This is a genomic window from Thioclava electrotropha, from assembly GCF_002085925.2.
Classification (GTDB): domain Bacteria; phylum Pseudomonadota; class Alphaproteobacteria; order Rhodobacterales; family Rhodobacteraceae; genus Thioclava; species Thioclava electrotropha.
This window is the reverse complement of sequence record NZ_CP053562.1, coordinates 620,903-642,953: the sequence shown is the minus strand read 5'-3', so window position 1 is coordinate 642,953 and position 22,051 is coordinate 620,903. Positions and strand designations below refer to the sequence as shown.

The following is a 22,051-nucleotide window of genomic DNA, read 5'->3' as shown; positions in this document are numbered from 1 at the left end:
CGTGGACATTGACGAAACATCCCTGCCTGGTGTCGTCTTGCTGACCCCGAAGCGATTCGGCGATCACCGCGGGTTTTTCTCCGAGAGCTATTCGGCGAAGCGATTTGCCGAGGCAGGGATCGAGATCGATTTCGTGCAGGACAACCATTCGGTCTCGGAGACCGTGGGCACGGTGCGCGGGTTGCATTTTCAGGCCCCGCCCCATGCGCAGGCGAAGCTGGTGCGCTGCGGCCGTGGGCGGCTCTGGGATGTCGCGGTGGATATCCGCAAGGGCAGCCCGACCTATGGCCAGTGGTTCGGCACGGAGCTGAGCTTCGAGAATGGCAAGCAGCTGCTGATCCCGGCAGGCTTTGCGCATGGGTTCGTCACGCTCGAGCCGGGCACCGAGATCGTCTACAAATGCTCGGATTACTACGCGCCCGAGTGTGAGGGCGCGATCCGCTGGGACGACCCGGATCTGGGCATCGACTGGCCGCTTTCCGCAGGAATAGAGCCTGTTTTGTCCGGTAAAGATGCCGAGGCGCCGCTGTTTGCCGGGCTCAAAAGCCCCTTCACCTGGGAGGGCGCAGTATGAAGATCCTCGTCACCGGCGGCGCAGGTTTCATCGGCTCCGCGGTCGTCCGTCTCGCCGTCTCGCGCGGCCATGAGGTGGTGAACCTCGACGCGCTGACCTATGCCGCCTGCCTCGAGAATGTCGCGCCCGTCGCCGACAGCCCGCTTTATGCTTTCGAGCAGGCCGATATCCGCGACCCCGAGGCTTTGACGGCGATCTTCGCCCGTCACAGGCCCGACGCCGTGATGCATCTCGCCGCCGAAAGCCATGTGGATCGTTCGATCGACGGCCCCGGCGCCTTTATCGAGACGAACGTGATGGGCACCTACAACATGCTGCAGGCGGCGCGTGCCTACTGGGAGGGTGAAGGCCGCCCCGACAGCTTCCGCTTCCATCACATCTCGACCGACGAGGTCTATGGCACGCTCGGCGCAACGGGCCAGTTCACCGAAGAGACGCCCTACGCCCCGAACAGTCCCTATTCCGCCTCGAAAGCGGGCTCGGACCATCTCGTGCGCGCCTGGCACGAGACCTATGGCCTGCCGGTCGTGCTCACGAACTGTTCGAACAATTACGGCCCCTATCACTTCCCGGAAAAGCTGATCCCGGTCGTGATCCTGAACGCGCTCGCGGGCAAGCCGCTGCCGATCTATGGCGACGGCTCGAACGTGCGCGACTGGCTCTATGTCGAAGATCACGCCGATGCGCTGCTCTTGGTGCTGGAGAAGGGCGCCTTGGGCCGCAGCTACAATATCGGTGGCGAGAACGAGCGGTCGAATCTCGAGCTGGTCCAGACGATCTGCACCATTCTCGACAAGCTGCGTCCGGGCGATGCGCCCTATGCCGATTTGATCACCTTCGTCACCGACCGCCCCGGCCACGATGCGCGCTACGCGATCGACCCGACCCGCATCCGCGAGGAGCTGGGCTGGCGGCCGAGCGTCACCGTTGAAGAGGGGCTCGAGCGCACGGTGCGCTGGTATCTCGAGAACGAGGATTGGTGGCGCCCGCTGCTGGAGCGGCACGGTGTCGGTGAAAGGCTGGGCAAGGCATGATCCTCGTCTTCGGACAGACCGGCCAAGTCGCGCAGGAGCTGCAGCGCCTCGTGCCCGATGCGGCGTTTTTAGGCCGGAATAGGGTCGATTTGCGTGATCCCGGCGCCGCAGCTGAGGCGATCCGGGAAGCCAAGCCCGAGGCCGTGATCAACGCAGCGGCCTATACCGCCGTTGACAAGGCCGAAGAAGAAGAGGCGCTCGCCCAAGTGGTCAACGGTGACGCGCCCGCGGCGATGGCCGAAGCCTGCCGCGACCTTGGCATCCCGTTCGTTCACATCTCCACCGATTACGTTTTTGACGGCTCGGGCGAGGCGCCGTTCAAGCCGACCGACCCGACCGCTCCGCTTGGCGCCTATGGCCGCACAAAGCTCGCCGGCGAAGAAGCGATCCGGGCTGCGGGTGGCCCCTTCGCCAATCTGCGCACCAGCTGGGTCTTCTCGGCCCATGGCGGGAACTTCGTGAAGACGATGCTGCGCCTGTCGGAGAGCCGCGATCGCCTGACGATCGTCGCCGACCAGATCGGCGGGCCGACACCGGCCAAGGCGATCGCCGAGGCCTGCCTGACTATGGCGCAAGTGTTGCAGCGAGCGCCCGAGAAGAGCGGCGTTTACCATTTCTCAGGCTCTCCCGATGTAAGCTGGGCAGGCTTCGCGCAGGAAATCTTCGCGCGGACCGGGCGCGACGTGACGGTGGAGGACATCCCCACCGCCGACTTTCCGACGCCTGCGAAACGGCCGCTGAATTCGCGGCTCGACTGCAGCGATCTGGCCGTGTTCGGCCTGAAGAGACCCGATTGGAAAGCGGAATTGAATGAAGTGTTAACTGAATTGGGGGCGGTATGACCAAACGCAAAGGCATTATTCTGGCGGGCGGCTCGGGCACGCGGCTCTATCCGATCACGATGGGCGTCTCGAAGCAGCTTCTGCCGGTTTATGACAAGCCGATGATCTACTACCCGCTGACGACGTTGATGCTGGCCGGCATCCGCGAGATCGCGGTGATCACGACGCCGCATGATCAGGAGCAGTTCATCCGCACGCTCGGCGATGGCAGCCAATGGGGGCTGAGCCTGACCTATATCACGCAACCCTCGCCCGACGGTCTGGCGCAGGCCTATCTGCTGGCCGAGGAGTTCCTCGCCGGCAGCCCGTCGGCGATGGTTCTGGGCGACAACATCTTCTTCGGCGCGGGGCTCGGCGAGATCCTGAAAGCGGCGAATGCGACCACAGATGGCGGCACCGTCTTTGGCTATCGCGTGCGCGATCCGGAGCGGTATGGCGTGGTGGATTTCGACGACAGCGGAAAAGTGCGCGCGATCATCGAGAAGCCCGACGTGCCGCCCTCGCAATTCGCGGTGACGGGGCTCTACTTCCTCGACGAGACCGCGCCGGGCCGCGCCAAGACCATCACGCTTTCCGCCCGTGGCGAGTTGGAGATCACGTCTCTTCTGGAAACCTACCTGCATGACGGCGCGCTCTCGGTCACCCAGATGGGCCGGGGCTTTGCCTGGCTCGACACCGGGACGCATAGCAGCCTGCTCGACGCGGGGAATTTCGTGCGCACGCTGGAAGAGCGGCAGGGCCTGCAAAGTGGCTCGCCCGACGAGATCGCCTTCGAGAAAGGCTGGATCAGTGCCGACGCGCTCGCCGACCGGGCGAAGAAATTCGGCAAGAACAGCTATGGTGAGTATTTGGAAACGACTGTGAAGATCAGGAAATGACCGAGCTCAGTGACGTTATGATCCACCCCGTCCTCCTTTGCGGCGGCTCGGGCAGGACGCGAAGGGGTGACGGTGGCGCCGCTTCCAAGGACAAGGTAAAACCAACGCCTCGAAATTCTTGAGCCAAAAAGCAAGAGCCACGACACCAAAGTCGTGGCTCTTTTTGTTTGAAGATCTTTCTATCGCGACGCGACATAAGGAAAGAAAAACTGACACTCTGTCTGTGGATGCAGCCCTGCTGCCCCCTCGCGAAAACACTTACGTGAGTTCGGACGAGTCGAAGGATACAATCGCCGCCCCAACTCGATCGGCACTATCCGCCCCGGACCAATACGCGCGAGCTTCCATCCAATCCGCCTCGGAAACCGGGTCACCGAAACCAGGATCCGAAAGTTGACGAAGCCCGTAGTCCAGATGCACGAGGCGCCCCAAGATTTTCATATCATCGAGATCGATCGCGACCTCCAGCACATCTCGCCCCACCACGATACCTGAACCGGCGTCGACAACGAGATAGCGCCGAATAGCCTTCAGCAGGGACTCCGCCGGATCGAGATCCGGCTCAGGCCCCTCCGCTCTCTGGAAGAGCCAGCGATGGGCATAGCTGCAAGCCTCATCCGTGAGTAGGACATACTGCAACTCTTCTTCCTTGAATGGCCCTCTCCGCGCGGTCATCGACCGGGTCTCGAGGAATCCGCGCCCTTTGAGTTTGAGCGCGCCTTCGTAGCTCGTCGCACCATTCTCCAACAGCTCGAGGAGCGGACGTAGCAAGGGGTCCGCCAGCATGTTCTTGATACGGCGATAGACAAACCCATCACCGAGTGATCCGGCAAGACTGCGATCACGATGAATATACATCTCTCGATCGGAAATGAGCAGAAAATTGGGGTCGATTTCAGTTGCGTCCATCGAGGTGGTCCCTTTGCAAAGATGTATTAGCGAGCGCACGAATGTCTCTTATAACAGGTAGAGCTAAAACCAACATTGCGCGATTGCAAGGGGGTGAAACGGACGCCGAAAAGCCCTCTGCGCGACACGCTCGCGAGCAACCTCAGATCACTGCGCGCAGAGCGTGGATGGTCGCAGGAACGTCTAGCGCTCGAATCTGGTCTCAACAGAACCTATTTGAGCGCCGTGGAGCGTAGCGAACAGAATATCTCCATCGACAATGTCTGGCGCCTCGCGCAGGCACTCGATATCGACCCCGCTAATCTGCTCAAGGTGAAACTGCGGAGCTGATCGCTCACGCGGCTTAGAACGCGATCGGCTCAAGGAGCGCCGCAATCGTCGCCAACCGGCCACCCTCTCCATAGCGCTCGCGCCCCAGAGCATGCCCCATGATGTCGCGCCGGATCCGCTCATCGATTTCCGCTGCAAGCATCCGATCTTCAAACGCATGCCGCAAGCTGTAGAGAGAATGCCGCTCGCTCTCGAGGAGACCGGCATCGCGCAGATAGGTGTTCACTGTGGCACTCAGCGTGGCCGAGCTTTCGCGATAACGCGAGAACCCATCCGGGAACGCTCGCATAGCCGCGAGCGACACCTCGTGCAGGGGCATGACGCGCTCCGCATTCTGCGTCTTTAAAACCCGTCCGATCGGCTGAAGGAGCAGATGCGGGATCGGATCATCGAGCCGGATCTCCTCGGGTCGCAGCGCTGCGATTTCGCTCGGACGCAGCCCGGTATTCACCATCACCAGCAAGATCGCCCGCGCCTGCGGCTCCAGCCCATCAAGCGCCCCAGGAGCCAGCAAGCGGTCCCGGACCCACGCGTCGGAGAAGGAAGGCCGCCGCGCAGCTTTCCCCTGTCGGAAGCCGAGGTCCTCAAGCGGCAGCTCGAGCCCGAGCCGTTTGTCGCGGTTCACACGCTTCAAGACCGCACTGAGATGCGTCAGATCCTTGTTCGCGGAGTTTGCCGTGAGCCTTTCGGACGCCATCCGCTCTGCCCACCAATCGCGAAAATCCAGAAAATCATCGCGCGTCAGATCATCAAGCGGCTTGTCCCCGACAACAGCGATGAAATTCTGCACCGCCTTGATATGCGGGTAACGCCAGCGCCGAACTTGGTCCGCACTCTTGCCCAAGGTCTTGTCACGAGCGAGCCCCCAGAAAAGCTCGAGCGCCCGCGATACGGTGATCAACGGCAGTTCCGCCCCACCCAGGAGCGAATCCGCCCCAAGCGGATCGCGCATCTCGTCACTGGCAACCAGGTCGATACGCGCGAGTAGCTCTTGCACAGGCAGACGCGCCACTTTGCGCGCATCGAGAAACCGGTAGCCTCGCGCCTTAGCAAATCGCTTGGCCGCAGCAAACCGCGCCTCCGCGTCCTCCGTGTCGCCATCGAGCATCGCCTCCCAGACCTCGACCTGCTCGGCCCAGAGCACCGGGGCCTTCTCTCGCGCCAATGTCTCAGACCCCGTCCGAAGGCTGATCACCACTTCGCGGCGCGGATCGACAGAGGCATACCCCTTGGGAACCCGCCGACGCAGATGCCAGACGTCGCCACGTTTGGTGATATTCATCGCACATCTCCGGAAAAGAGCCTTGTGTATCACCATGTGTAGCACGAAAGCCTTATCTATGGAAGCGAATTCGACATAAGTAATTGATTTATTTATATTATTTTTATGTTCCAGATTGACATTAGGCGGAAACGTGTCGGAGAGGAATTCCGCCAATCAGCGCCGAGAAGGGAGCATGAGATCATCCCGCGCCTACGTCAGACGCGCCGGGCGTGATCGATAACCTGAGCAAGCACACCAGCGGCCATTTCCTGCGCGGAACGTGCATGCGCGACATATCCGAAGGGTTCGACGAGCCGCGCAATTCCCGCGTCCCCCACCCCGGCGGCGCTCAAGGCCGCTTCGCGCAATTGACGCGCCCGAAGGCTTCCCTGCGCCCCGATATAGAAAGCGGGCGTCTCCAAGGCATGCGTCAATAGCGCGGTTTCGCGCTCATGGTCGTGGAAGAAAAGCGTGACGGCGGTGCGATGATCGACATGGGCCGTATCGGGCCAGGTCTTGCCGGAAAATGCGCATGCGCCCGCAATGCCGTCGCGCGTTTCCTCGGCTCCGGCATATAGCGTGACCGGCAATCCAGCAGCCTGCGCAAGCGCGGAAAATCCCCGAGGCTCGGGACCATCGCCAAAGACCAGAACTCGCACTTTGGGGCGCAAGGTCATGGTCAGACCGCCGCGCGTCGCGCCGTTTTCGATCTGGCCATCCGGCAGCACCGTCAGCGTTACATTTTCACGCGCGACCAGACGGCGATGCACCGCGTTCAAAACCTCACGATCCGGGGCCGGCAGCAAGGTGACTTCCAGCCCGCCCCCACAAGGCAGTTGAATATCCATGAAAGGCGACCCGCGCCCGTAACGCAGCACTTTCGGGGCGCCGCTTTTCAACGCCTCCACCGCATGAAGCGCGACATCCTCGTCGATACATCCCGACGACAAATTGCCGAACCGCCGCCCGGCACCATCGACTGCCATGCCAGACCCGAGCGGGCGATATGACGGCCCCTCGACATGGCTGATGAAACACTGACACATTGGCCCCGCCCCCAAGAGCCGAGCCAAGGGCCATTCGGTCTCGCATAGAACTGTCGTCGACTGATCCATGCCATTTATCCTCTTAGAAAGACGTTCGTTTTCTGTGTGCCTCGATCGCGGATCGGTCCCTCCCGCTCGTTCTTGCGACCAAGCTCATCCAATCCCGTCACATGCGGCCCATGCGGCCCGCCGCGACAGCTTCGGACGGTTTTGTCCCGCAGGTTCAAATCTAGCGTTCTCTCCCGGACCTACGCGCCGCGCTTCGGCCCGGGAGAGAGGAATAGACCGATCACAGCGCCGGAGATCTCTTAACCGATGATCAGCACTGGAAAGGAGGCCACGAGGATCAACACACCCAACATCACCCCGACATAGGGCAGCGCACCGGCAAAGATGGATTCCAGGGAGACGCTTCGGTCTCCAAGCGTCGAATGCACCGTGAAGATCGAAATCCCGAAGGGCGGGGTGAGCAACCCGACCTCGACCGCAATCACCGTGATGATGCCGAACTGGATCAAGTCATAACCAAGGTGCTGCGCGATGGGAGCTGCGATGGGCACCACGATCAGCAGGATCGAACTGCTATCCAGGATCATACCGAGAAGCAGCACCAGCAGCACATAGACGATCAGGAACCCGACCGGGCCAAAGCCACTGCCGCTCACAAAGGCGCCGATAGCGGCGGGGATACCTGCGACGGCAAGCATCTGGCTGTAGAAGCCAGCGGCCACCAGCAGCGCGAGGATGCCGACCGAGATGGTGCCGGTCTGGCTCAGCACCGCCCAGCAGCCGCGCAGGTTCAGGCTACGCCGGAAGATCGCAATGATGAGCGCCGCGAAGGCTCCGACGCCCCCGGCTTCCGTCGGGGTGAAGAACCCGGAATAAAGGCCACCCAGCACGAAGGTCACCAGCACGATGATCGGGACGATCTTGCGCAGGAGCTCTCCCGTCGACAGGTCATCATAGGCCTGCGCCTCGGGGTCGGCCTCTTGGGTCTTGGGGGAGGCAAAGACGATGCCGGGCGCGAATTTCGCGGCCAGCAGGATCCACAGCACGAAGCCCGTCGCCAGCAGCGCGCCAGGCACCAGCCCCGCGATGAACATCCGGCCGATGGATTGCTCGGCCAAGACGCCATAGATGATCAGAAGCAGGCTCGGCGGGATGAGCATGCCGAGAACCGAACTGCCCGCGACGGTGCCCGCGGAAAACGACGGCGAATAGCCGTGGCGCGTCATCTCAGGCACGGCGACCTTGGTGAAGACCGCCGCCGAAGCGATGGAAACGCCGGTCACGGCGGCAAAGACGGTGTTGGCCGCCACGGTGGCGATGCCAAGGCCGCCAAGCAGGCGGCGCAGCAGCGCCTCGGCGACGTCAAACGTATCCTTGCCCACATTCGAGATGCTGACGAGATGCCCCATCAGAACAAAGAGCGGGATCGTCGCGAAGAGATAGTTGGCAACCCCATTGTAGGCGGCGATGGACATGAGCCGCATGGAAAGGTCGAAATTGCCGCGAATGATCCAGACCCCGGCAAAGGCCACGACCAGAAGCGCCACGGCGATGCGCATCCCCAAGAGCACGAGCGCGAAGAGCACGCCAATGAGGATCAGTCCTATGGTGATGCTGCTCATGTCAGAAGTGCTCCTCAGTCGGGCGGTTCAGCAGGGTCTCGACGGCCGAAAAGACGCAGGCGAGACTGGTGACCGAGGCCCCCAGCACCACCAACAGATGGAAGGGGAAGGTCGGCAGCGTCCAGACGCCGCGCACCCCGAAAAACTCGGAGCTGACCCAGGCGTCATGCGTATCGGGCCAGGCGGCGAGCGCCACGAGTCCGAAGATGACCGCCCCGGCAAGCGTAAACAGGCTGTCCAATAGCCGCACCGACCGGGGCGAAAAACGCTGGAGCCCACGCATCAGGAAATCCGACCGGATCAGGGTGCCGTTCAGCGCGGCAGCCGGCAGCAGCAGGAAGACGATCGCCACGACCGAGCGGGCCGCGATCTCGGCGACGCCGATGATCGGTGCGGCCAGAAAATTGCGACCGACCACGTCGGCGACGATCAGCAACATGATGGCAAAAATCCACAGCACGCCCACCGCCGCCATCGCGTTCAGGGCAAGCTGGAGCCCGCGCCGAAGCGCGGGCAGGCTGGTAGCCAGGAGACTGGCGCGTTGCATAGAGGCTCCCTCAGTTGCGCGCGGGATCGAAGCCATGACTTCAGATCCCGGCGGTCCAGTCGCGGGCAGGTTTGATGCCACGAGCTTCCAGTTCGCCAAAATACGCTTTGGCCACCGTTGCCGCCGCCGCACCATTGGCCTCAAGCCAAGGCTTCGCGACGTCGGGGAGCGTCTCGGCCCAGCGTTCGCGCTCTGCGGGAGCCATTTCGGTGATCTGAAGCCCGGCGCCCTTCATCTCGGTGATCGCCTCGGTCGTGCGCTTCGTGATGTAGTCGCCATGCGCGCGCGAGGTGATACGCCCCGCTTCTTTCAGCGCGGCCTGCACGGGCTCGGGCAGCCGGTCGTAGAAGCCCTTGTTCACCGCGATCCCGCCGAAATACATCGAGCCGAAGCCGACCCGGGTCAGATGCGGCGCAACCTCGTAGACCCGTGTGGGCTGGATGCCGCTGGCGAAGGAGAGCGTGCCCTCGGAAACGCCGGTCTGGATGTCGGTGTAATAGGTGGTCAGCGCGCCATCCACCGGCGTGCAGCCGGTCTCCGCCAGCCAGTTGGCCGAGGTGCCCGGCGCGTTGAGGCGGCGGTTCCGGATGTCATCGACCGAGGTGATGGGGAATTTGGCGTAGACGTCGTAGCTGTCGGTCACCAGCGAGGACAGATGCACCATGTTCTGGTCGGTCCACCCTGCGCGCAGCTCCGGCAGCTCGTCGGTCAGCTTGTCGAAGATGTCGATGGTGACGTTATGATCGACATTCGCGAAGGGGGTGAAATAGGTCACGTTCTGCAGCGGCATCGCCGAGCCTTCCCAGACCGTCCCCACCATGCCGACATCGACGATGCCGTCGCGCACCGCCGTGCGGGTGTCCTTGAACTTGTAGAGCGTGCCGCCGTAGTTCTCGTTCCAGCTCACGGAATACTCGCCGCCCGCATCCGCCAGCAGCTTTTCGAGCGCCGGTTGCAGTGCGTTCTGCATGGCGTAGACCCAGATATTGTTGGTCGGGTGGCTCGACCCGATCTGAATCGAGATGTTCTGAGCCGCGATGCTGCGGGTGTTCAGAAAGGGCAGCGCCAAGGCTGCCGAGGACATGGCCACAAAGGCCCTGCGTGTGGTTGTCATTAGTATCCTCCTCCCAAGGATGGTTCTTGTTATACGCGCTTTTTTTCGTGTCTGGCCTGACCTCGCTGCGCGCCAGCGGATCAGGTCGGCCCAGCCTCCTCCGGTTGGGCCAACGCATCGGAAAAATTGGTGAAAAAGGCGTCCGTCAGCTTCTGCGCCGTGGCGCCGATCAGCCGGTTGCCGAGAGAGGCGAGCTTTCCGCCCACCGCGATATCGGCATCATAGCAAAGCCGCGTGCCGTCCGCCTCGGGCACCAGCGTCACCTGTGCCGCCCCCTTGGCGAACCCCGCGACCCCACCCGAGCCTTTGCCGGACAACGTGCAGGACTGGCCGGGCACGATATCGCTCAGCGTAACCGCGCCCTTGAAGCGGGCCGAAACCGGGCCGATCTTGAGCTTCACCACGGCGGTGAATTCGGTTTCGCTCAGCTGTTCGAGGCTTTCGCAGCCGGGAATAGCTTCGGCCAGCACGTCACGGTCGAAGAGTGCCGCCCAGACGGTCTGGGGGTCGGCGCTCAGGAGCTGCTCTCCTTCAAGCTTCATGGATCGGTCCTTTGCTTTCGGGCCGCGTCGAGCGCATCGAGGATGCGCAGCGGCGTCATGGGTGTCTGGGTGAGCCGTGCGCCAAAGGGGCGCAGCGCGTCATTCACCGCGTTCATCGCGGCGGCGCCGGCAGCGGCGGTTCCCGCTTCGCCCACGCCCTTGGCGCCAAGGATCGTGTCCTCGGTGGGCGTTTCGATATGGGCGATTTCGATATCGGGCATCTCGCAAGCCATGGGCACGAGATAATCGGCGAGCGACCCGTTGGTGAGCTGGCCGTCCGCGTCATATTGGCATTCCTCGAAGAAGGCGGGGCCAAGCCCCTGCACCACGCCGCCGCGGATCTGTTCGTCGACCAGAAGCGGATTGATGATGCGACCGCAATCCTCGACGACCCAATGCTTCAGGATCCGCACGATGCCGGTTTCCACATCGACCTCGACCAGACTGCCCTGAATGCCGTTGGTGAAGTCGAACGGGTAACCGGAGGGCGCAAAATGATGCGCGACGGTCAGCGAATGATCGACCCCGTCGGGCAGCGTGTCGGGCCGGTAGGTGGCGACGCGGCCAATCTCTTCGAGCGTGATGCGCGCCTCGCCCGTGGCGACATCGACAACCGCGCCATCTTCGAGCCGCAGCGTTGCCGGATCGGCCTGCAGCAAAGCGCCCGCCAGAGTCAGAATCCGCTCGCGCAGCTTGCGTCCGGCGCGCAGCGCCGTCTCGCCGCCGATGCCCGCGCCCCGGCAGGCCCAGGTGGCACCGCCGCTGGGCGTGGTCGCGGTGTCGCCCGTGGTGACGCTCACCCGTTCGGGCGAAACACCCAGTTGATCGGCGACCACCTGCGCGATGATCGTCTCGGTGCCCTGCCCCTGCTCGGTGACCGAGATGGCGCAATGGATGTCGCCAGAGGGCGTCATCCGCACCACTGCGCCGTCCTGCGCCGAGATCCGCGCTCCGCCGACGCCGTAGAAAGCCGCGCCGGGATTGGTGATCTCGACAAAGGAGGCGATGCCGAACCCGCGATAGATGCCCTGTTCGCGCAGTCGAGCCTGATCGGCGCGTAGCGCGTCCGGGTCCATCATCTCGCGCAGCTTGGCCAGACTGGCCTGATGCGAGAGCTTCTCGAACTGATAGCCGGTGGCCGACACATGCGGATAGGCATCGTCGGCAATCAGGTTGCGGGCACGGATCTCGAACGGATCGAGGCCCGTGACCTCCGCCGCCCGTTCAACCAGCGCCTCGGTCACCGCACAGGCGATGGGATGCCCCACCGCGCGATACTGGCTGGTCTGCACCTTGTTCTGGAAGGCGACCTGCAGCCGGCCGCGATAATCGGGCATGTTGTAGGGAGCACCCATAAGGCGGATCACCTGATTGCCCTCGGCAGCGCTGGTGCGCGGATAGGCCGAGACCGCGCCGACCGGCGCCAGATCATCGACGTCCATCGCGAGAATCTTGCCCTCCGCGTCCAGCGCCATGCGGCCTTTCACGATATGATCGCGAGCGTGGATGTCGGACAGAAAGCTTTCCAGCCGGTCGGCCACGTAGCGCACCGGGCGCTTGAGGATCATGCTCGCCGCGACGGCGCCCATCTCTTCGTTATAGACATGCAGCTTCATGCCGAACGAGCCGCCTACATCGGGCGCGATGACGCGGACCTTGCCCTCCGGCAGACCGAAATGGCGCGCATAGACGTCCTGAAACTGGTAGGGGGTCTGCGTCCCGTGATGCACGGTGAGCGCACCACTCGACGGGTCGAAATCGGCGATCACCGCGCGCGGCTCGAGCGTGACGGCGGTGTGGCGGCCAAAAGTGAAGCTGCCCTCGACCACATGCGCGGCACCGGCGAAGGCCTCGTTCACCGCAGGCGTTTCCAACAGCGCCTCGTAACAAAGATTGTCCCGCGCGGCACTGTTCGCCAGGGGCGCGCCGTCCTGCAGGGCCGCAGCGCCATCGGTCACCGGCTCGGAATCCTCGATATCCACCATCACCAAGTCGGCGGCATCCTCGGCCTCGGCCCGGCTCTTGGCGATGATCATCGCCACCGGTTGCCCGGTCCAGAGCACTTCCTCCTCGGCAAGGATGTTCATCGGCGGGCTCTGCATACCTGCGAAATGCGCGAGCGTGCCGACCCACGGCTTGCAGCGCGCGTTCAGCTCGGCGGCGGTCAGGATCCGCACCACGCCGGGGGATTGTTCGGCTTCGCACGTGTCGATCTCGACGAGCCGCCCCTTAGCCATCGGGCTACGGACGAAGACTGCGTGCAGCATGCGCGGCAGGGTGAGGTCGCTGACAAAATGCCCCCGACCCGAGAGGTGGCGCCGCGCATTCTCGCGGCGCTGCGACTGGCCGATATACATGGTCATTTCGCCGCCTCCGTCCGGGCCGCGCGGTCGCGGGCTGTGGTGTCGATGGCGTCCACGATGGCCTCGTAGCCTGTGCAGCGGCAGTAATTGCCCGACAGCGCGTCGCGGATTTCGTCTCGCGTCGGTGCCGGGTTCGCCTCCAGCAACGCCTGCGCGCTCATCAGCATTCCATTCGTGCAAAAACCGCATTGCAGCGCGTTGCGATCATGAAAACGCGCCTGAAGATCGGCCGCGGCACCGGTCTCGTTGAGCCCCTCGATCGTCTCGACCGTGCTACCCTCCGCCTGCACCGCCAGCACGAGGCAGGCATGCACCGGCACGCCGTCCATGAGCACCAGACAGGCCCCGCAGGCACCCATTTCGCAGCCCAGATGCGTGCCTGTCAGGCCGAGATCCTCGCGCAGGAAATCGGCGAGACTGGTGCGGGGGAGAACGGCTTCCTGAACCTGTTCACCATTCACGGTCGTGCTCAACATAACCTTCATTGAACAGCCTCCATCCGGGTCAGCACCCGTCCCAGGAGGACGCGCGCGAGTTGCAGACGACGCTCTGCCGGGAAACCGGGGTCGTCGGGTGGGTCGAGATCGGTGGCCAGGGCGGCCTGAGCGCGGGCAATGGAGTCCGTTGAGAGCGGGGCGCCTTCCAGCGCGTCTTGCGCCGCGGCGGCGCGCATCGGGGTGACACCCACTGAAAACAGCGTCACCGACGCATCGGAAACCACGCCATCGGACATATCGGCCTGTGCGGCCACGCCCACCATGGCGTAATCGCCCCGGCGACGCGCGATCTCGTCGAAGCCGAACACCCGTCCTTCGGGAGGGAGCGGCACGTGAATGGCGGTCAGCACTTCGCCGGGGATGAGGGCTGTTTCGTAAAGGTCGAGGAAAAAATCGTCGGCGGCGATCATGCGCCGGCCTTCGGGGCCCATGACCTCAAGTTCCGCCCGCATGGCCAGCACAGCAGCCGGGAATTCCGATGCCGGATCGGCAAGCGCCAGATTGCCACCGATCGTGCCACGATTGCGAATTGCCGGGTGCGCGACATGGGGTGCAGCGCGGGAAAGCAGCGGCGCATGGCGCGCGATCAACGGATTGGCCAGCACCTCCGCATGACGGGTCATCGCACCGATGCGCAGCGTTTCGCCCTGTAGCTCGACACCGTGCAGTTCGGCAATTTGCGAGATGTCGATCAGCCGCGACGGCGCCTGCAGACGCAGCGCCATCGAGGGCACGACACTGTGCCCGCCCGACAGGTAGACCGCGTCGCCTCCCGCGTCGGAATGCAGCGCCCATGCCTCAGCAAGACTGCGCGCACGCAGAAATTCGAACGATGGTAGTTTCACTTATCCTCCTCTGGCCCGCAGCTCTCCCCAGCTACAAAGTGACCAATTGGTAACTTCTATAATGCAGGACAATCAGGACCGGTCAAGAAAAAATGACCAGTTGGTTACAACAATGGTTTGCATTAGGCTCGGGATAAGAGAAGAGAGACAGGCATGACCTCGGAGAAAAAGACCGAAAATCAACGGCCGCGCCGCAAGAACATGCGCGGGGAGGAACGCGAAAAACTGATCGTCACCGAGGCGGTTCGGTTCTTCGCCGAATCGGGATTTGAGGGCCAGACACGCGAGCTGGCCAAGCGTATGGGCGTGTCCCACGCGGTCATCTACCGGCATTTCGAAAGCAAGGACGCACTGATCGAGCGCGTCTACGAGCATGTTTTTCTCGAACGCTGGAACCCGGACTGGGAGCAGCTGGTGCTCGAAGGCGGCCGTTCTCTTCAGGATCGCCTTACGCAATTCTACATCGAATACTCTGAACGGGTGTTCGACTATGACTGGGTTCGCATTTTCGTGTCGTCCGGGCTGAAGTCCTACGGGCTGACCGAACGCTACCTCGATATCATTCGAACGAAGATCATCGAACCGGCTGCGATGGAATTGCGCGCTTCCCGGCAAAACGCCGAAGACCGCGCTGCGCCGAACACCGACGAGGTCGAACTCCTCTGGGGGCTACACGGAGCGGTGTTCTACATCGCCATTCGAAAATTCGTCTACAACATGCCCTTGGAAATCGACGTCGAAGCAACTGTGCGCGCCACCGTGACGAATTTCTTCGAGGGCGCGCTTCACGACACTTCACCGCACTAACCTGCCCCGGCGCTGCGTCGTTCAAACCGAGAGTCTGCGGGTTTGGCTTTGATGCCCATGAACTTGCGGTGGCGTTTGCATCCGAGCGACGAATGCGGCCTGAGCGCGTTGGAATTGCGCGCCTTGTCGGAGCGGCGCAGCCACGACAAAGAGAGCGCGCCACAACTTGCCTTCCCCAGCACCCGCCGATAGCGTCACGCGAAACCACATAAGCGGGGAGGCGGACCATGGCGCTTTGCAGCGATGCGGCGATGGTGCTGTTCTATGACATCGACGGTGACACCGCCGACCACGACCACTGGCACAGCCATGAGCACCTGCATGAGCGCCTCTCGGTTCCCGGGTTCCTGCGGGCGACGCGCTGGATCGCGACCGAGAGCGGGCCACGCTACATGGTCACCTATGAAGTCAGCGGGACCGACGTGGCGACGTCGCAGGGCTACCTCGACCGCCTGAACGACCCCACATCTTGGACCGGTGCGATCATGCCGAGATTTCGCGGCATGACGCGCGGTTTCTGCACGATTCCGGCGAGCGAGGGCTACGGTCTGGGTGGTTTCGCCACCGCTTTCCGCTTTCAACCCGGCACCGGACATGAAGACGCTGCGGCTTCCTGGATCGCTCAGGAGGTGCTTCAGGAGATCGCCTATCGTCCGGGTGTCGCCAGCGTTCAGCTGCTCCGTCCGACTGCACCACCGCCGATGACACGCGAGCAGGCACTGCGCGGCGCCGACACACCACTGCCGTGGCTACTCATCGCCACCGGCTATGACGCGACGCTGCTGGGTCAGGCAGTGGAGCGCGGTTTCGATCCGGCTTCGGAAGCCGCTGCCGGGCTGATCGGCGACGTCGTCGCGACGCATTATGTGCTGAATCACACCGCGACTGCTGACGAGGTCGCGCGCACGCCCAAGCCGCAGTTTCCGCGTTAAGTTATTCCCGTCTGCGGCGGGGAAAGTTCACCGGCGCAGAACCGTGTGAAGCCACGCTATGAATAGAGCGAAGCCAGACCAACACGTAATTCTATTTTGAGGATTTTAGTGGTGCCCGGAGGCGGACTCGAACCACCGACACGCGAATTTTCAATCCGCTGCTCTACCAACTGAGCTATCCGGGCACTGCGACCTTTCGGTCTTGGTGGAGCGGTTACTAGACGAGGGCGCGGGGGGTGTCCAGAGGGATTTCGCAGAAAATTACGCGAACTTGCGAAACGTCTCAGTGCGGCTTGCCGGGGGGCGTATCATCGCCTGCGGGACCGGTCGGCGCGCGCTCTTCTTCCTCGGCGATATCGCCGGGAATGACGTAGGAACCGTTCAGCCAGCGCGCCAGATCGACATCGGCGCAACGCTTCGAACAGAAGGGGCGATATTTCGGGTCGGCATCCTTACCGCAGATCGGACAGCTCATTTCGCCTCCCTGTTTTGGCCCCGCAGAAGGCGCACGAGCGGGACGCGGTCGCGCTTGCGTTGCATCTCGAAATTGCCCAGCGGCGTCCAGCCGGCCAGCGACGTCTCGGGCTCGCCTTTGACGGAGCGGCGCAGCTGCTGTTCCAGCGCCTGACGGTCGCGCTTGGGCATCGGGGCGAAGTCGATCACGACCTGCCCTCCAAGGCCGCGCAGGCGCAGCTGACGGGGCAATTCGCGGGCCGCGGCGATATTCGCCTTCAGCGCCGCGGCGGGCGACGTGTCATTGCCGGTATTGACGTCGACCGCGATCAGGGCACGGGTCGGCTCGATCATCAGATGCGCCCCGCCCGGCAGGTCGACCCGCGGGTGCAGGAGCGCTTCGATCGCGTCGGTGACGCCGTGGTCGTCGAACCCGCCTTCGATCACCTCGTCGGGCACGGGTTCGGCCCAGTCACGCCAGGCTTCTTCATGCGGGTCGGGCGCATCGACGAGCAGTTCCGGCCCGCCTTCAGTATCGTTAGTCACGGCCTCGGCCAGCTCGCGCATCGCGGCGACATCCTCTGCCACCTCTTCGAGCGACACATGGGCCGCGGCGGAGCGCAGGATCACGCCCATATCCGAGCCTTCCATCACCGCCTCGGCTGCTGCCTGCAGGTCGGCGCGCAGATCGTCTTCATGGATCCGCCGGGAGACGTTGATGCCGGGCGCGCCGGGAGTGACGATGGCGTAGCGCGACTTGAACAGCACCCGCAGCGTCACAGGCAGCGCCTTGCCGGGCTCGGTGCCGCCGGAGACCATGCAGATCACGGTTTGGCCGGGGGCGAGCCCCTTCACCTCTTTCAGAAAGCCACGCGTGCCTTCGGGCAGATCGACGAAGACGCCGCCCTGCCCTTTCATCTGGCGGCCGATGGTGCCGCGCAGGATCGCGCCGGGGGCGAAGCTGATCTCCTCCGGGGTGTCGATAATCAGGTCTTCAATTTGCCCGTCGACCATCAGCGCCGCCGCTTCACGACCGGCGATCTCGTCCAGCAGAACCACACGCCCCTGCATTATACGTCCCCTCGAATGCCCGCGCTTGCGAGCAGCGTTGCGGTTTCAGCTAATGGCAATCCCACGACAGCGGTGAACGACCCTTGAATCCACGGCACGAAAGCGCCGCCGCGACCCTGGATCGCGTAGCCGCCCGCCTTGCCGCGCCATTCGCCCGAGGCGAGATAGCCGTTCACGTCCTCGTCGCTGAGCGGTTTGAACTTCACCACCGTATCGACAAGCCGCTCACGCAGGCCCTGCGCCGTGCGCATTGCCACGGCGGTGAACACATGGTGCCGACGCCCGGAGAGCAGCCAGAGAAACTCCGCCGCTTCTTTCTCGTCTTCGGGTTTGCCCAAGATACGGCGCCCGCAGGTCACCGTGGTATCGGCGCTCAGCAGCACCTCGTCATCGGCCACATCGAGCGCCATCGCTTTCTCGCGGGCCATGCGGGCGACATAGTCGCGCGCGGCCTCGCCCTTCAGCGGCGTCTCGTCGATATCGGCGGGGCGCACATCAAAAGGATCCAGCCCGAGCTGGGCCAGAAGCTCTCGCCGTCGCGGGCTCGCCGAGCCGAGGATCAGCTTCACTTGAAGCGGTAGTTGATACGACCCTTCGTAAGGTCGTAGGTGTTCATTTCCACCTGAACCTTGTCGCCTGCCAGAACACGGATGCGGTTCTTACGCATCTTGCCTGCCATATGCGCGATGATCTCATGGCCGTTTTCCAGCTCGACCCGAAACGTCGCGTTAGGCAGGAGTTCCTTCACGACACCGGGAAATTCGAGCATTTCTTCCTTGGCCATGGTCACTCCATAAATGGTTACCCGCGTCATCTGCGGGCGAGCGTTTAAATGCGCCCGTAAGCCGCGAAATTCAAGGGCAATGTCAAGGCTGGGCGGGGTTTTCCGAGGCGATCCGGATTATTTGGGCCGCTTCGGACTGCTCGGACCAATGTTTGTAGGGCAAAACAGTTCCTGCAGTCCGGCTTTGCGCGACGCGATCCAAGTCCACCGTCGCGAAGGTCCAGCCAGGTGAGTCGGGCGCCCCTTCGGCCACGATCCCGCTTTCAGGCCAGACCCCGTCGGGCGGCGCGAAGATCGCAGCCGTGCCGCAGTTTTCATCCACCGCCGGGCACCAGAGCGCTTCGCCCACGGTGGGGGCCTGCACGGTCACGCATTGGTTTTCCAACGCGCGCGCCATCGCACCGATCCGCACCCGATTAAAGCCCGCGAGCGTGTCGGTGCAGGAGGGCGCGAGGATGATCTCCGCCCCGGCCTCCGCCAGCGCGCGCGCCAGCAGGGGGAATTCGCTGTCGTAGCAGATTGTGACGCCGATCTTGCCGAGCGCGGTTTCGAAGAGCACCAGCCCCTCGCCCGCGTCGACATGCCAGATCTCGCGCTCGAAGCGCGTCATGATCGCCTTGTCTTGATGCCCGATCAGTCCGCCGGGGCCGAACAGGCTCGCCCGGTTCACGCGCTTGGTGCCGTCGATGACGGGTCCGGAGGGGGCGAGAATATGCAAGCCATGCTCCGCCGCGAGGCCTGCGAACAGCGTTTCCATGTCCGCCCGCAGCCCGGCCACATGGACCAGCGCGGCTTCCAGATCGCCCGCGACCTCTGCGCCGCCGAGGCTCGCCAGTTCCATTGCGCCATATTCGGGAAAGACCAGAAGCTGCGCGCCCTGCCCTGCGGCCTCGGCCACCCAAGCCGTGACCTTCGCCGCATAGCCCGCCCAATCCTCGAACCAGTCGAGCGGATAGGCCGCCGCCGCGATCGTCACCTCGCGGCTCACAGCGTGCGCCCCCAGAATTGCAGCGCCTTCTCGGTCTGCTGATCTTCACCGAGATCGGTCCATTTGAACCGCGCTACGACGCCCTCCATCGGCGCATAGCCGCGCTTGCGCCAGAACCCGTCGAACGGGCGGTAATCGGCGGGCTTGAGCGGATGATCGTCAGGACGGATCACAGAGCAGAAGACCGAATGGCGGCGCCCCAGCTCGCGCGCATGGGCCTCACGGTGATCGAAGAAGGCGTGCCCGAGCCCCTGCCCGCGATAGTCGGGCAGAAGAACCGACTCGGCACAGTAGAACACGTCCTGAAGCTTCAGCCCCGTGCCCGCGAACGGTGCCGCGAAATCGCCCGCGTGATCTTCCAGCGGCGTGCCTGTGGCCGCACCCACCAGCGTCGCCCCGTCGAACGCGCCGACGACCACGGCGGCCTCGCTTTCCCGGTAGCTCTGGACATATCGCCGCTCATACGCCAGCGACCCGTCGTAGATATATGGCCAGTCCCGAAACACCGCGATCCGCAGCCGCGCCACGTCGTCGAGCGCCGCATCCAGCGCCTCTCCGGTCAGCCGCCGCACCTCCATCATGAGACCTGCGCGATCCAGTCGGCGAGGTTGTAATAGGTGACGACGCGCGTGATCTTGCCCTCGTCGAGCGTGAAGAACGCCGCTTTCATGGACCTGATCTTTTCTGATCAGGTCCATTTTCCTGCTTCATCGTGGCCGGTTTCACGACAGGATCAGTCCCGCCGCCAGAGCCTTCCACTCCACAAGCTGACACCGGACGGACCTTGAGGTCCTCGCTACCGGCCAGATTCTTGAGGTTGATCGCCGCATTGATGTCGCGATCGTGCTGCGCGCCGCAATTGGCGCAGGTCCATGAGCGGACCGAGAGCGGAAGAACCTCCGCTTTGGTATGACATGCCGAACAGGTCTTGCTGGATGCAAAGAACCTGTCGGCGGCAACAAGAGTGCCGCCCAGACGTGCGAGCTTGTAGCTCAGCTGCCGACGGAACTCGAAAAACCCCATATCGGAAATGGCGCGGGAAAGATGCCGGTTCGCCATCATGCCGCGGACATTGAGGTCCTCGATGACCACTGTGCTGGCTTCACGCGACAGCTTGTTAGTGAGCTTGTGCAACCCATCGTGGCGGATGTTGCGGATGCGTGCATGGAGCTTTGCAATCCGGGCACGAGACCGTGCCCGATTTTTCCCGCCCTTTTGTTTTCGCGCATGAGATCTCTGCAGTCGTGCGAGCCGCTTCAGGTTGCGACCCAAGGATTTTGAACCGGAGAACTTGCGGCCGTCGCTCAAGGTGGCCAGATCCGTAACGCCGAGATCGACGCCGATGACCGCCCCTTCGGGGCGAGGTGTAAAGCTGTGATCGATCTCAACCGCAATCGCCGCGAACCACCGGCCCGCCTCCCGCGAGATGGTGACGGATTTCAAGGTTGGATTCATGTCGGAACCAAAGCGCAGGGCCTCCCGCATAGACACCCAGCCAATGCGCGGCAGTTTCAGGCGTCGCCCTTCGACACGGAATGTCCCGGGGCCATTGTCCGGCCGAAAGCTCTCACGACAGAGATCTTTTGCTTTGAAGTTGGGATAGCGGGAGCGCCCCTCGAAGAAACCCTTGAACGCGGCACCAAGATTCTTGATCGCCTGCTGTGGAACCGCTTTGGGCGCATGCAGCATCCAGGGGTATTCAGCCCGCTTGATGGCATTGAGTTCGCGTCGTAGCGCAGCCTCGGAAGGCTTGGGCAGGGAATTGTTTTCGCAATGCGCGGTATATTGGGATTTCCATCGGTCGAGAGCCCAGTTCCAGCTGAACCGGGCGATGCCGGCGCATTGCGCAAACAGTGCGTCCTGCGCCTTGTCTACATCGAGGGCGATGCGGTGAACTGTCATGATCCGGGTAGAGATCGCTGCTCCATCAAGCGCCATCATCGCCTCCTTCAGCCGCGGCCTTGATGTCGGCGATCAATTTCGCATTCTTGCGGGAGCGCGCACCGTAGAGCCGCGCACTGAAGACCGTGACGATCTCAAGCACGTCCCGGGCGAGGTCCTCTTCGAAGCTGGTATCTTCACCCTGGTTCAGGATCACAATCTCGACGTTCTTCGCCTCGCAGATCGCGAAGACGAGCTCGGCGCCGAAGCGCAGCAAACGATCCTTGTGAGTGATGACCAGTCGGCCGACGCGATCCTCGACAATGTCTTCGAGTAGGCGCTTGAGGCCCTTCTTGCGATAGTTCATGCCAGAGCCGAGATCGGTGAGCACCTCGTAGGTCCAGCCCTGCCCGGCGCAATAGGCCTCGAGAAGCTGCGCCTGGCGCTCCAGGTCAGGTTTCTGGTCATGGGAGGAAACGCGTGCGTAGGCAACCGTGCGCCGAGCAGCGTTATCCTGCTGCCGATGGAGCTCCGGCTGAAGTTTGGCGAGGTCATAGCGGCGCCGCCCACCCTCGGTTACGAGGTCGGGTTTGAGCTTGCCGCTCTCATCCCATCTGCGCAAGGTGAGCGGAGTCACGCCCAGGGCCTTTGCGGCCTCGCCAATACTTACAAGCCTCTTCATCATTTAGATAATATATGATGCGAAAAGCATAAGTCAA

General features: G+C 63.1%; 25 protein-coding genes, 1 tRNA gene and 2 pseudogenes. 7 read left to right on the top strand and 21 right to left on the bottom strand.

Going from position 1 to position 22,051, the window contains the following annotated elements:
* Nucleotide 1: 1 nt before the first annotated feature.
* From rfbC to rfbA, 4 genes are read left to right on the top strand one after another with little or no spacing between them, the layout of a single operon-like run.
* Nucleotides 2–574: a dTDP-4-dehydrorhamnose 3,5-epimerase gene (gene rfbC, locus AKL02_RS03250; RefSeq protein WP_232621706.1), complete on the top strand. Its 573-nt coding sequence runs from the start codon at nt 2–4 to the stop codon at nt 572–574.
* Complete coding sequence (gene rfbB / locus AKL02_RS03245) at nt 571–1,608, top strand: dTDP-glucose 4,6-dehydratase (protein WP_083079523.1); 1,038 nt, start codon at nt 571–573, stop codon at nt 1,606–1,608. Before rfbC ends, rfbB begins: the two co-directional genes overlap by 4 nt.
* A complete protein-coding gene (rfbD, locus tag AKL02_RS03240; RefSeq protein WP_198453244.1) occupies nt 1,605–2,450 on the top strand; it encodes a dTDP-4-dehydrorhamnose reductase in 846 nt (281 codons plus the stop codon). Before rfbB ends, rfbD begins: the two co-directional genes overlap by 4 nt.
* Nucleotides 2,447–3,328 carry a glucose-1-phosphate thymidylyltransferase RfbA gene (rfbA, locus tag AKL02_RS03235; protein WP_083077595.1) on the top strand — a complete coding sequence of 294 codons (882 nt, stop codon included), beginning with the start codon at nt 2,447–2,449 and terminating at the stop codon, nt 3,326–3,328. Before rfbD ends, rfbA begins: the two co-directional genes overlap by 4 nt.
* A gap of 258 nt (nt 3,329–3,586) precedes the next feature.
* On the opposite strand, the gene AKL02_RS03230 is transcribed toward rfbA, so the two are convergent.
* Entirely contained in the window at nt 3,587–4,237 is a 651-nt protein-coding gene (locus AKL02_RS03230) for a hypothetical protein (protein WP_083077597.1), read from the bottom strand.
* A gap of 93 nt (nt 4,238–4,330) precedes the next feature.
* On the opposite strand from AKL02_RS03230, the gene AKL02_RS03225 reads away from it, so the two are divergent.
* On the top strand, nt 4,331–4,567 hold the full coding sequence (locus AKL02_RS03225; protein WP_075777684.1) for a helix-turn-helix domain-containing protein: 237 nt from the start codon (nt 4,331–4,333) through the stop codon (nt 4,565–4,567).
* 13 nt (nt 4,568–4,580) lie between these two features.
* Here AKL02_RS03225 and AKL02_RS03220 read toward each other — a convergent pair whose 3' ends face one another.
* The 10 genes and pseudogenes from AKL02_RS03220 to AKL02_RS03180 all read right to left on the bottom strand — a co-directional run bounded on the left by AKL02_RS03220 (nt 4,581) and on the right by AKL02_RS03180 (nt 14,416).
* The gene (locus AKL02_RS03220) at nt 4,581–6,005 is read right to left on the bottom strand and encodes a DUF6538 domain-containing protein (protein WP_332836462.1); all 1,425 of its coding nucleotides are present in this window, start codon (nt 6,003–6,005) and stop codon (nt 4,581–4,583) included.
* A gap of 41 nt (nt 6,006–6,046) precedes the next feature.
* Nucleotides 6,047–6,709 (bottom strand): XdhC family protein, encoded by a 663-nt coding sequence (locus AKL02_RS03215; protein ID WP_232621705.1) that lies wholly within the window; start codon nt 6,707–6,709, stop codon nt 6,047–6,049.
* A 45-nt stretch (nt 6,710–6,754) separates the two neighbouring features.
* Nucleotides 6,755–6,817: pseudogene (locus AKL02_RS21265) on the bottom strand (hypothetical protein); the annotation flags it as partial.
* 368 nt (nt 6,818–7,185) lie between these two features.
* Nucleotides 7,186–8,508 carry a TRAP transporter large permease gene (locus tag AKL02_RS03210; RefSeq protein WP_083077606.1) on the bottom strand — a complete coding sequence of 441 codons (1,323 nt, stop codon included), beginning with the start codon at nt 8,506–8,508 and terminating at the stop codon, nt 7,186–7,188.
* A 1-nt stretch (nt 8,509) separates the two neighbouring features.
* Nucleotides 8,510–9,055, bottom strand: a complete 546-nt coding sequence (locus AKL02_RS03205; RefSeq protein ID WP_165756963.1) for a TRAP transporter small permease subunit — start codon at nt 9,053–9,055, stop codon at nt 8,510–8,512.
* Nucleotides 9,056–9,095: 40 nt separating this feature from the next.
* On the bottom strand, nt 9,096–10,169 hold the full coding sequence (locus tag AKL02_RS03200) for a C4-dicarboxylate TRAP transporter substrate-binding protein (protein WP_078601945.1): 1,074 nt from the start codon (nt 10,167–10,169) through the stop codon (nt 9,096–9,098).
* 80 nt (nt 10,170–10,249) lie between these two features.
* Complete coding sequence (locus AKL02_RS03195) at nt 10,250–10,711, bottom strand: SRPBCC family protein (protein ID WP_083077612.1); 462 nt, start codon at nt 10,709–10,711, stop codon at nt 10,250–10,252.
* On the bottom strand, nt 10,708–13,074 hold the full coding sequence (locus tag AKL02_RS03190) for a xanthine dehydrogenase family protein molybdopterin-binding subunit (protein WP_083077615.1): 2,367 nt from the start codon (nt 13,072–13,074) through the stop codon (nt 10,708–10,710). Before AKL02_RS03190 ends, AKL02_RS03195 begins: the two co-directional genes overlap by 4 nt.
* Nucleotides 13,071–13,559 carry a (2Fe-2S)-binding protein gene (locus tag AKL02_RS03185; RefSeq protein ID WP_108722362.1) on the bottom strand — a complete coding sequence of 163 codons (489 nt, stop codon included), beginning with the start codon at nt 13,557–13,559 and terminating at the stop codon, nt 13,071–13,073. The genes AKL02_RS03190 and AKL02_RS03185 overlap by 4 nt, the downstream gene beginning before the upstream one ends.
* Nucleotides 13,556–14,416, bottom strand: coding sequence for an FAD binding domain-containing protein (locus tag AKL02_RS03180; RefSeq protein WP_083077617.1), 861 nt, complete (start codon nt 14,414–14,416; stop codon nt 13,556–13,558). The genes AKL02_RS03185 and AKL02_RS03180 overlap by 4 nt, the downstream gene beginning before the upstream one ends.
* 153 nt (nt 14,417–14,569) lie before the next feature.
* Between AKL02_RS03180 and AKL02_RS03175 the strand changes: the two genes are divergently transcribed.
* Both AKL02_RS03175 and AKL02_RS03170 read left to right on the top strand, forming a co-directional pair.
* A complete protein-coding gene (locus tag AKL02_RS03175) occupies nt 14,570–15,223 on the top strand; it encodes a TetR/AcrR family transcriptional regulator (protein ID WP_198453242.1) in 654 nt (217 codons plus the stop codon).
* A 227-nt stretch (nt 15,224–15,450) separates the two neighbouring features.
* Nucleotides 15,451–16,155 (top strand): hypothetical protein, encoded by a 705-nt coding sequence (locus AKL02_RS03170; protein WP_083077620.1) that lies wholly within the window; start codon nt 15,451–15,453, stop codon nt 16,153–16,155.
* A gap of 109 nt (nt 16,156–16,264) precedes the next feature.
* Here the strand turns inward: AKL02_RS03170 and AKL02_RS03165 are convergent.
* The 10 genes and pseudogenes from AKL02_RS03165 to AKL02_RS03120 all read right to left on the bottom strand — a co-directional run bounded on the left by AKL02_RS03165 (nt 16,265) and on the right by AKL02_RS03120 (nt 22,014).
* Nucleotides 16,265–16,340: transfer RNA gene (locus AKL02_RS03165), tRNA-Phe, on the bottom strand.
* 98 nt (nt 16,341–16,438) lie between these two features.
* Entirely contained in the window at nt 16,439–16,630 is a 192-nt protein-coding gene (locus AKL02_RS03160; RefSeq protein WP_078545394.1) for a DNA gyrase inhibitor YacG, read from the bottom strand.
* The gene (locus AKL02_RS03155) at nt 16,627–17,679 is read right to left on the bottom strand and encodes a ribonuclease E/G (protein ID WP_083077623.1); all 1,053 of its coding nucleotides are present in this window, start codon (nt 17,677–17,679) and stop codon (nt 16,627–16,629) included. The genes AKL02_RS03160 and AKL02_RS03155 overlap by 4 nt, the downstream gene beginning before the upstream one ends.
* Complete coding sequence (locus AKL02_RS03150) at nt 17,679–18,248, bottom strand: Maf family protein (RefSeq protein ID WP_083077626.1); 570 nt, start codon at nt 18,246–18,248, stop codon at nt 17,679–17,681. Before AKL02_RS03150 ends, AKL02_RS03155 begins: the two co-directional genes overlap by 1 nt.
* Nucleotides 18,245–18,463 (bottom strand): translation initiation factor IF-1, encoded by a 219-nt coding sequence (infA, locus tag AKL02_RS03145; RefSeq protein ID WP_010397442.1) that lies wholly within the window; start codon nt 18,461–18,463, stop codon nt 18,245–18,247. Before infA ends, AKL02_RS03150 begins: the two co-directional genes overlap by 4 nt.
* An 82-nt stretch (nt 18,464–18,545) precedes the next feature.
* Nucleotides 18,546–19,439 carry a carbon-nitrogen hydrolase family protein gene (locus tag AKL02_RS03140; RefSeq protein ID WP_083077780.1) on the bottom strand — a complete coding sequence of 298 codons (894 nt, stop codon included), beginning with the start codon at nt 19,437–19,439 and terminating at the stop codon, nt 18,546–18,548.
* Between the two features lie 8 nt (nt 19,440–19,447).
* Nucleotides 19,448–20,029 (bottom strand): GNAT family N-acetyltransferase, encoded by a 582-nt coding sequence (locus tag AKL02_RS03135; RefSeq protein WP_108722367.1) that lies wholly within the window; start codon nt 20,027–20,029, stop codon nt 19,448–19,450.
* Nucleotides 20,029–20,112, bottom strand: a pseudogene (locus AKL02_RS03130) (isopropylmalate/homocitrate/citramalate synthase); the annotation flags it as partial. The gene AKL02_RS03135 and the pseudogene AKL02_RS03130, both read right to left, overlap by 1 nt.
* Before the next feature lie 5 nt (nt 20,113–20,117).
* Nucleotides 20,118–21,389 (bottom strand): RNA-guided endonuclease InsQ/TnpB family protein, encoded by a 1,272-nt coding sequence (locus AKL02_RS03125; protein WP_198453241.1) that lies wholly within the window; start codon nt 21,387–21,389, stop codon nt 20,118–20,120.
* The gene (locus tag AKL02_RS03120) at nt 21,379–22,014 is read right to left on the bottom strand and encodes an IS607 family transposase (protein WP_083077782.1); all 636 of its coding nucleotides are present in this window, start codon (nt 22,012–22,014) and stop codon (nt 21,379–21,381) included. The genes AKL02_RS03125 and AKL02_RS03120 overlap by 11 nt, the downstream gene beginning before the upstream one ends.
* Between the last annotated feature and the right edge of the window lie 37 nt (nt 22,015–22,051).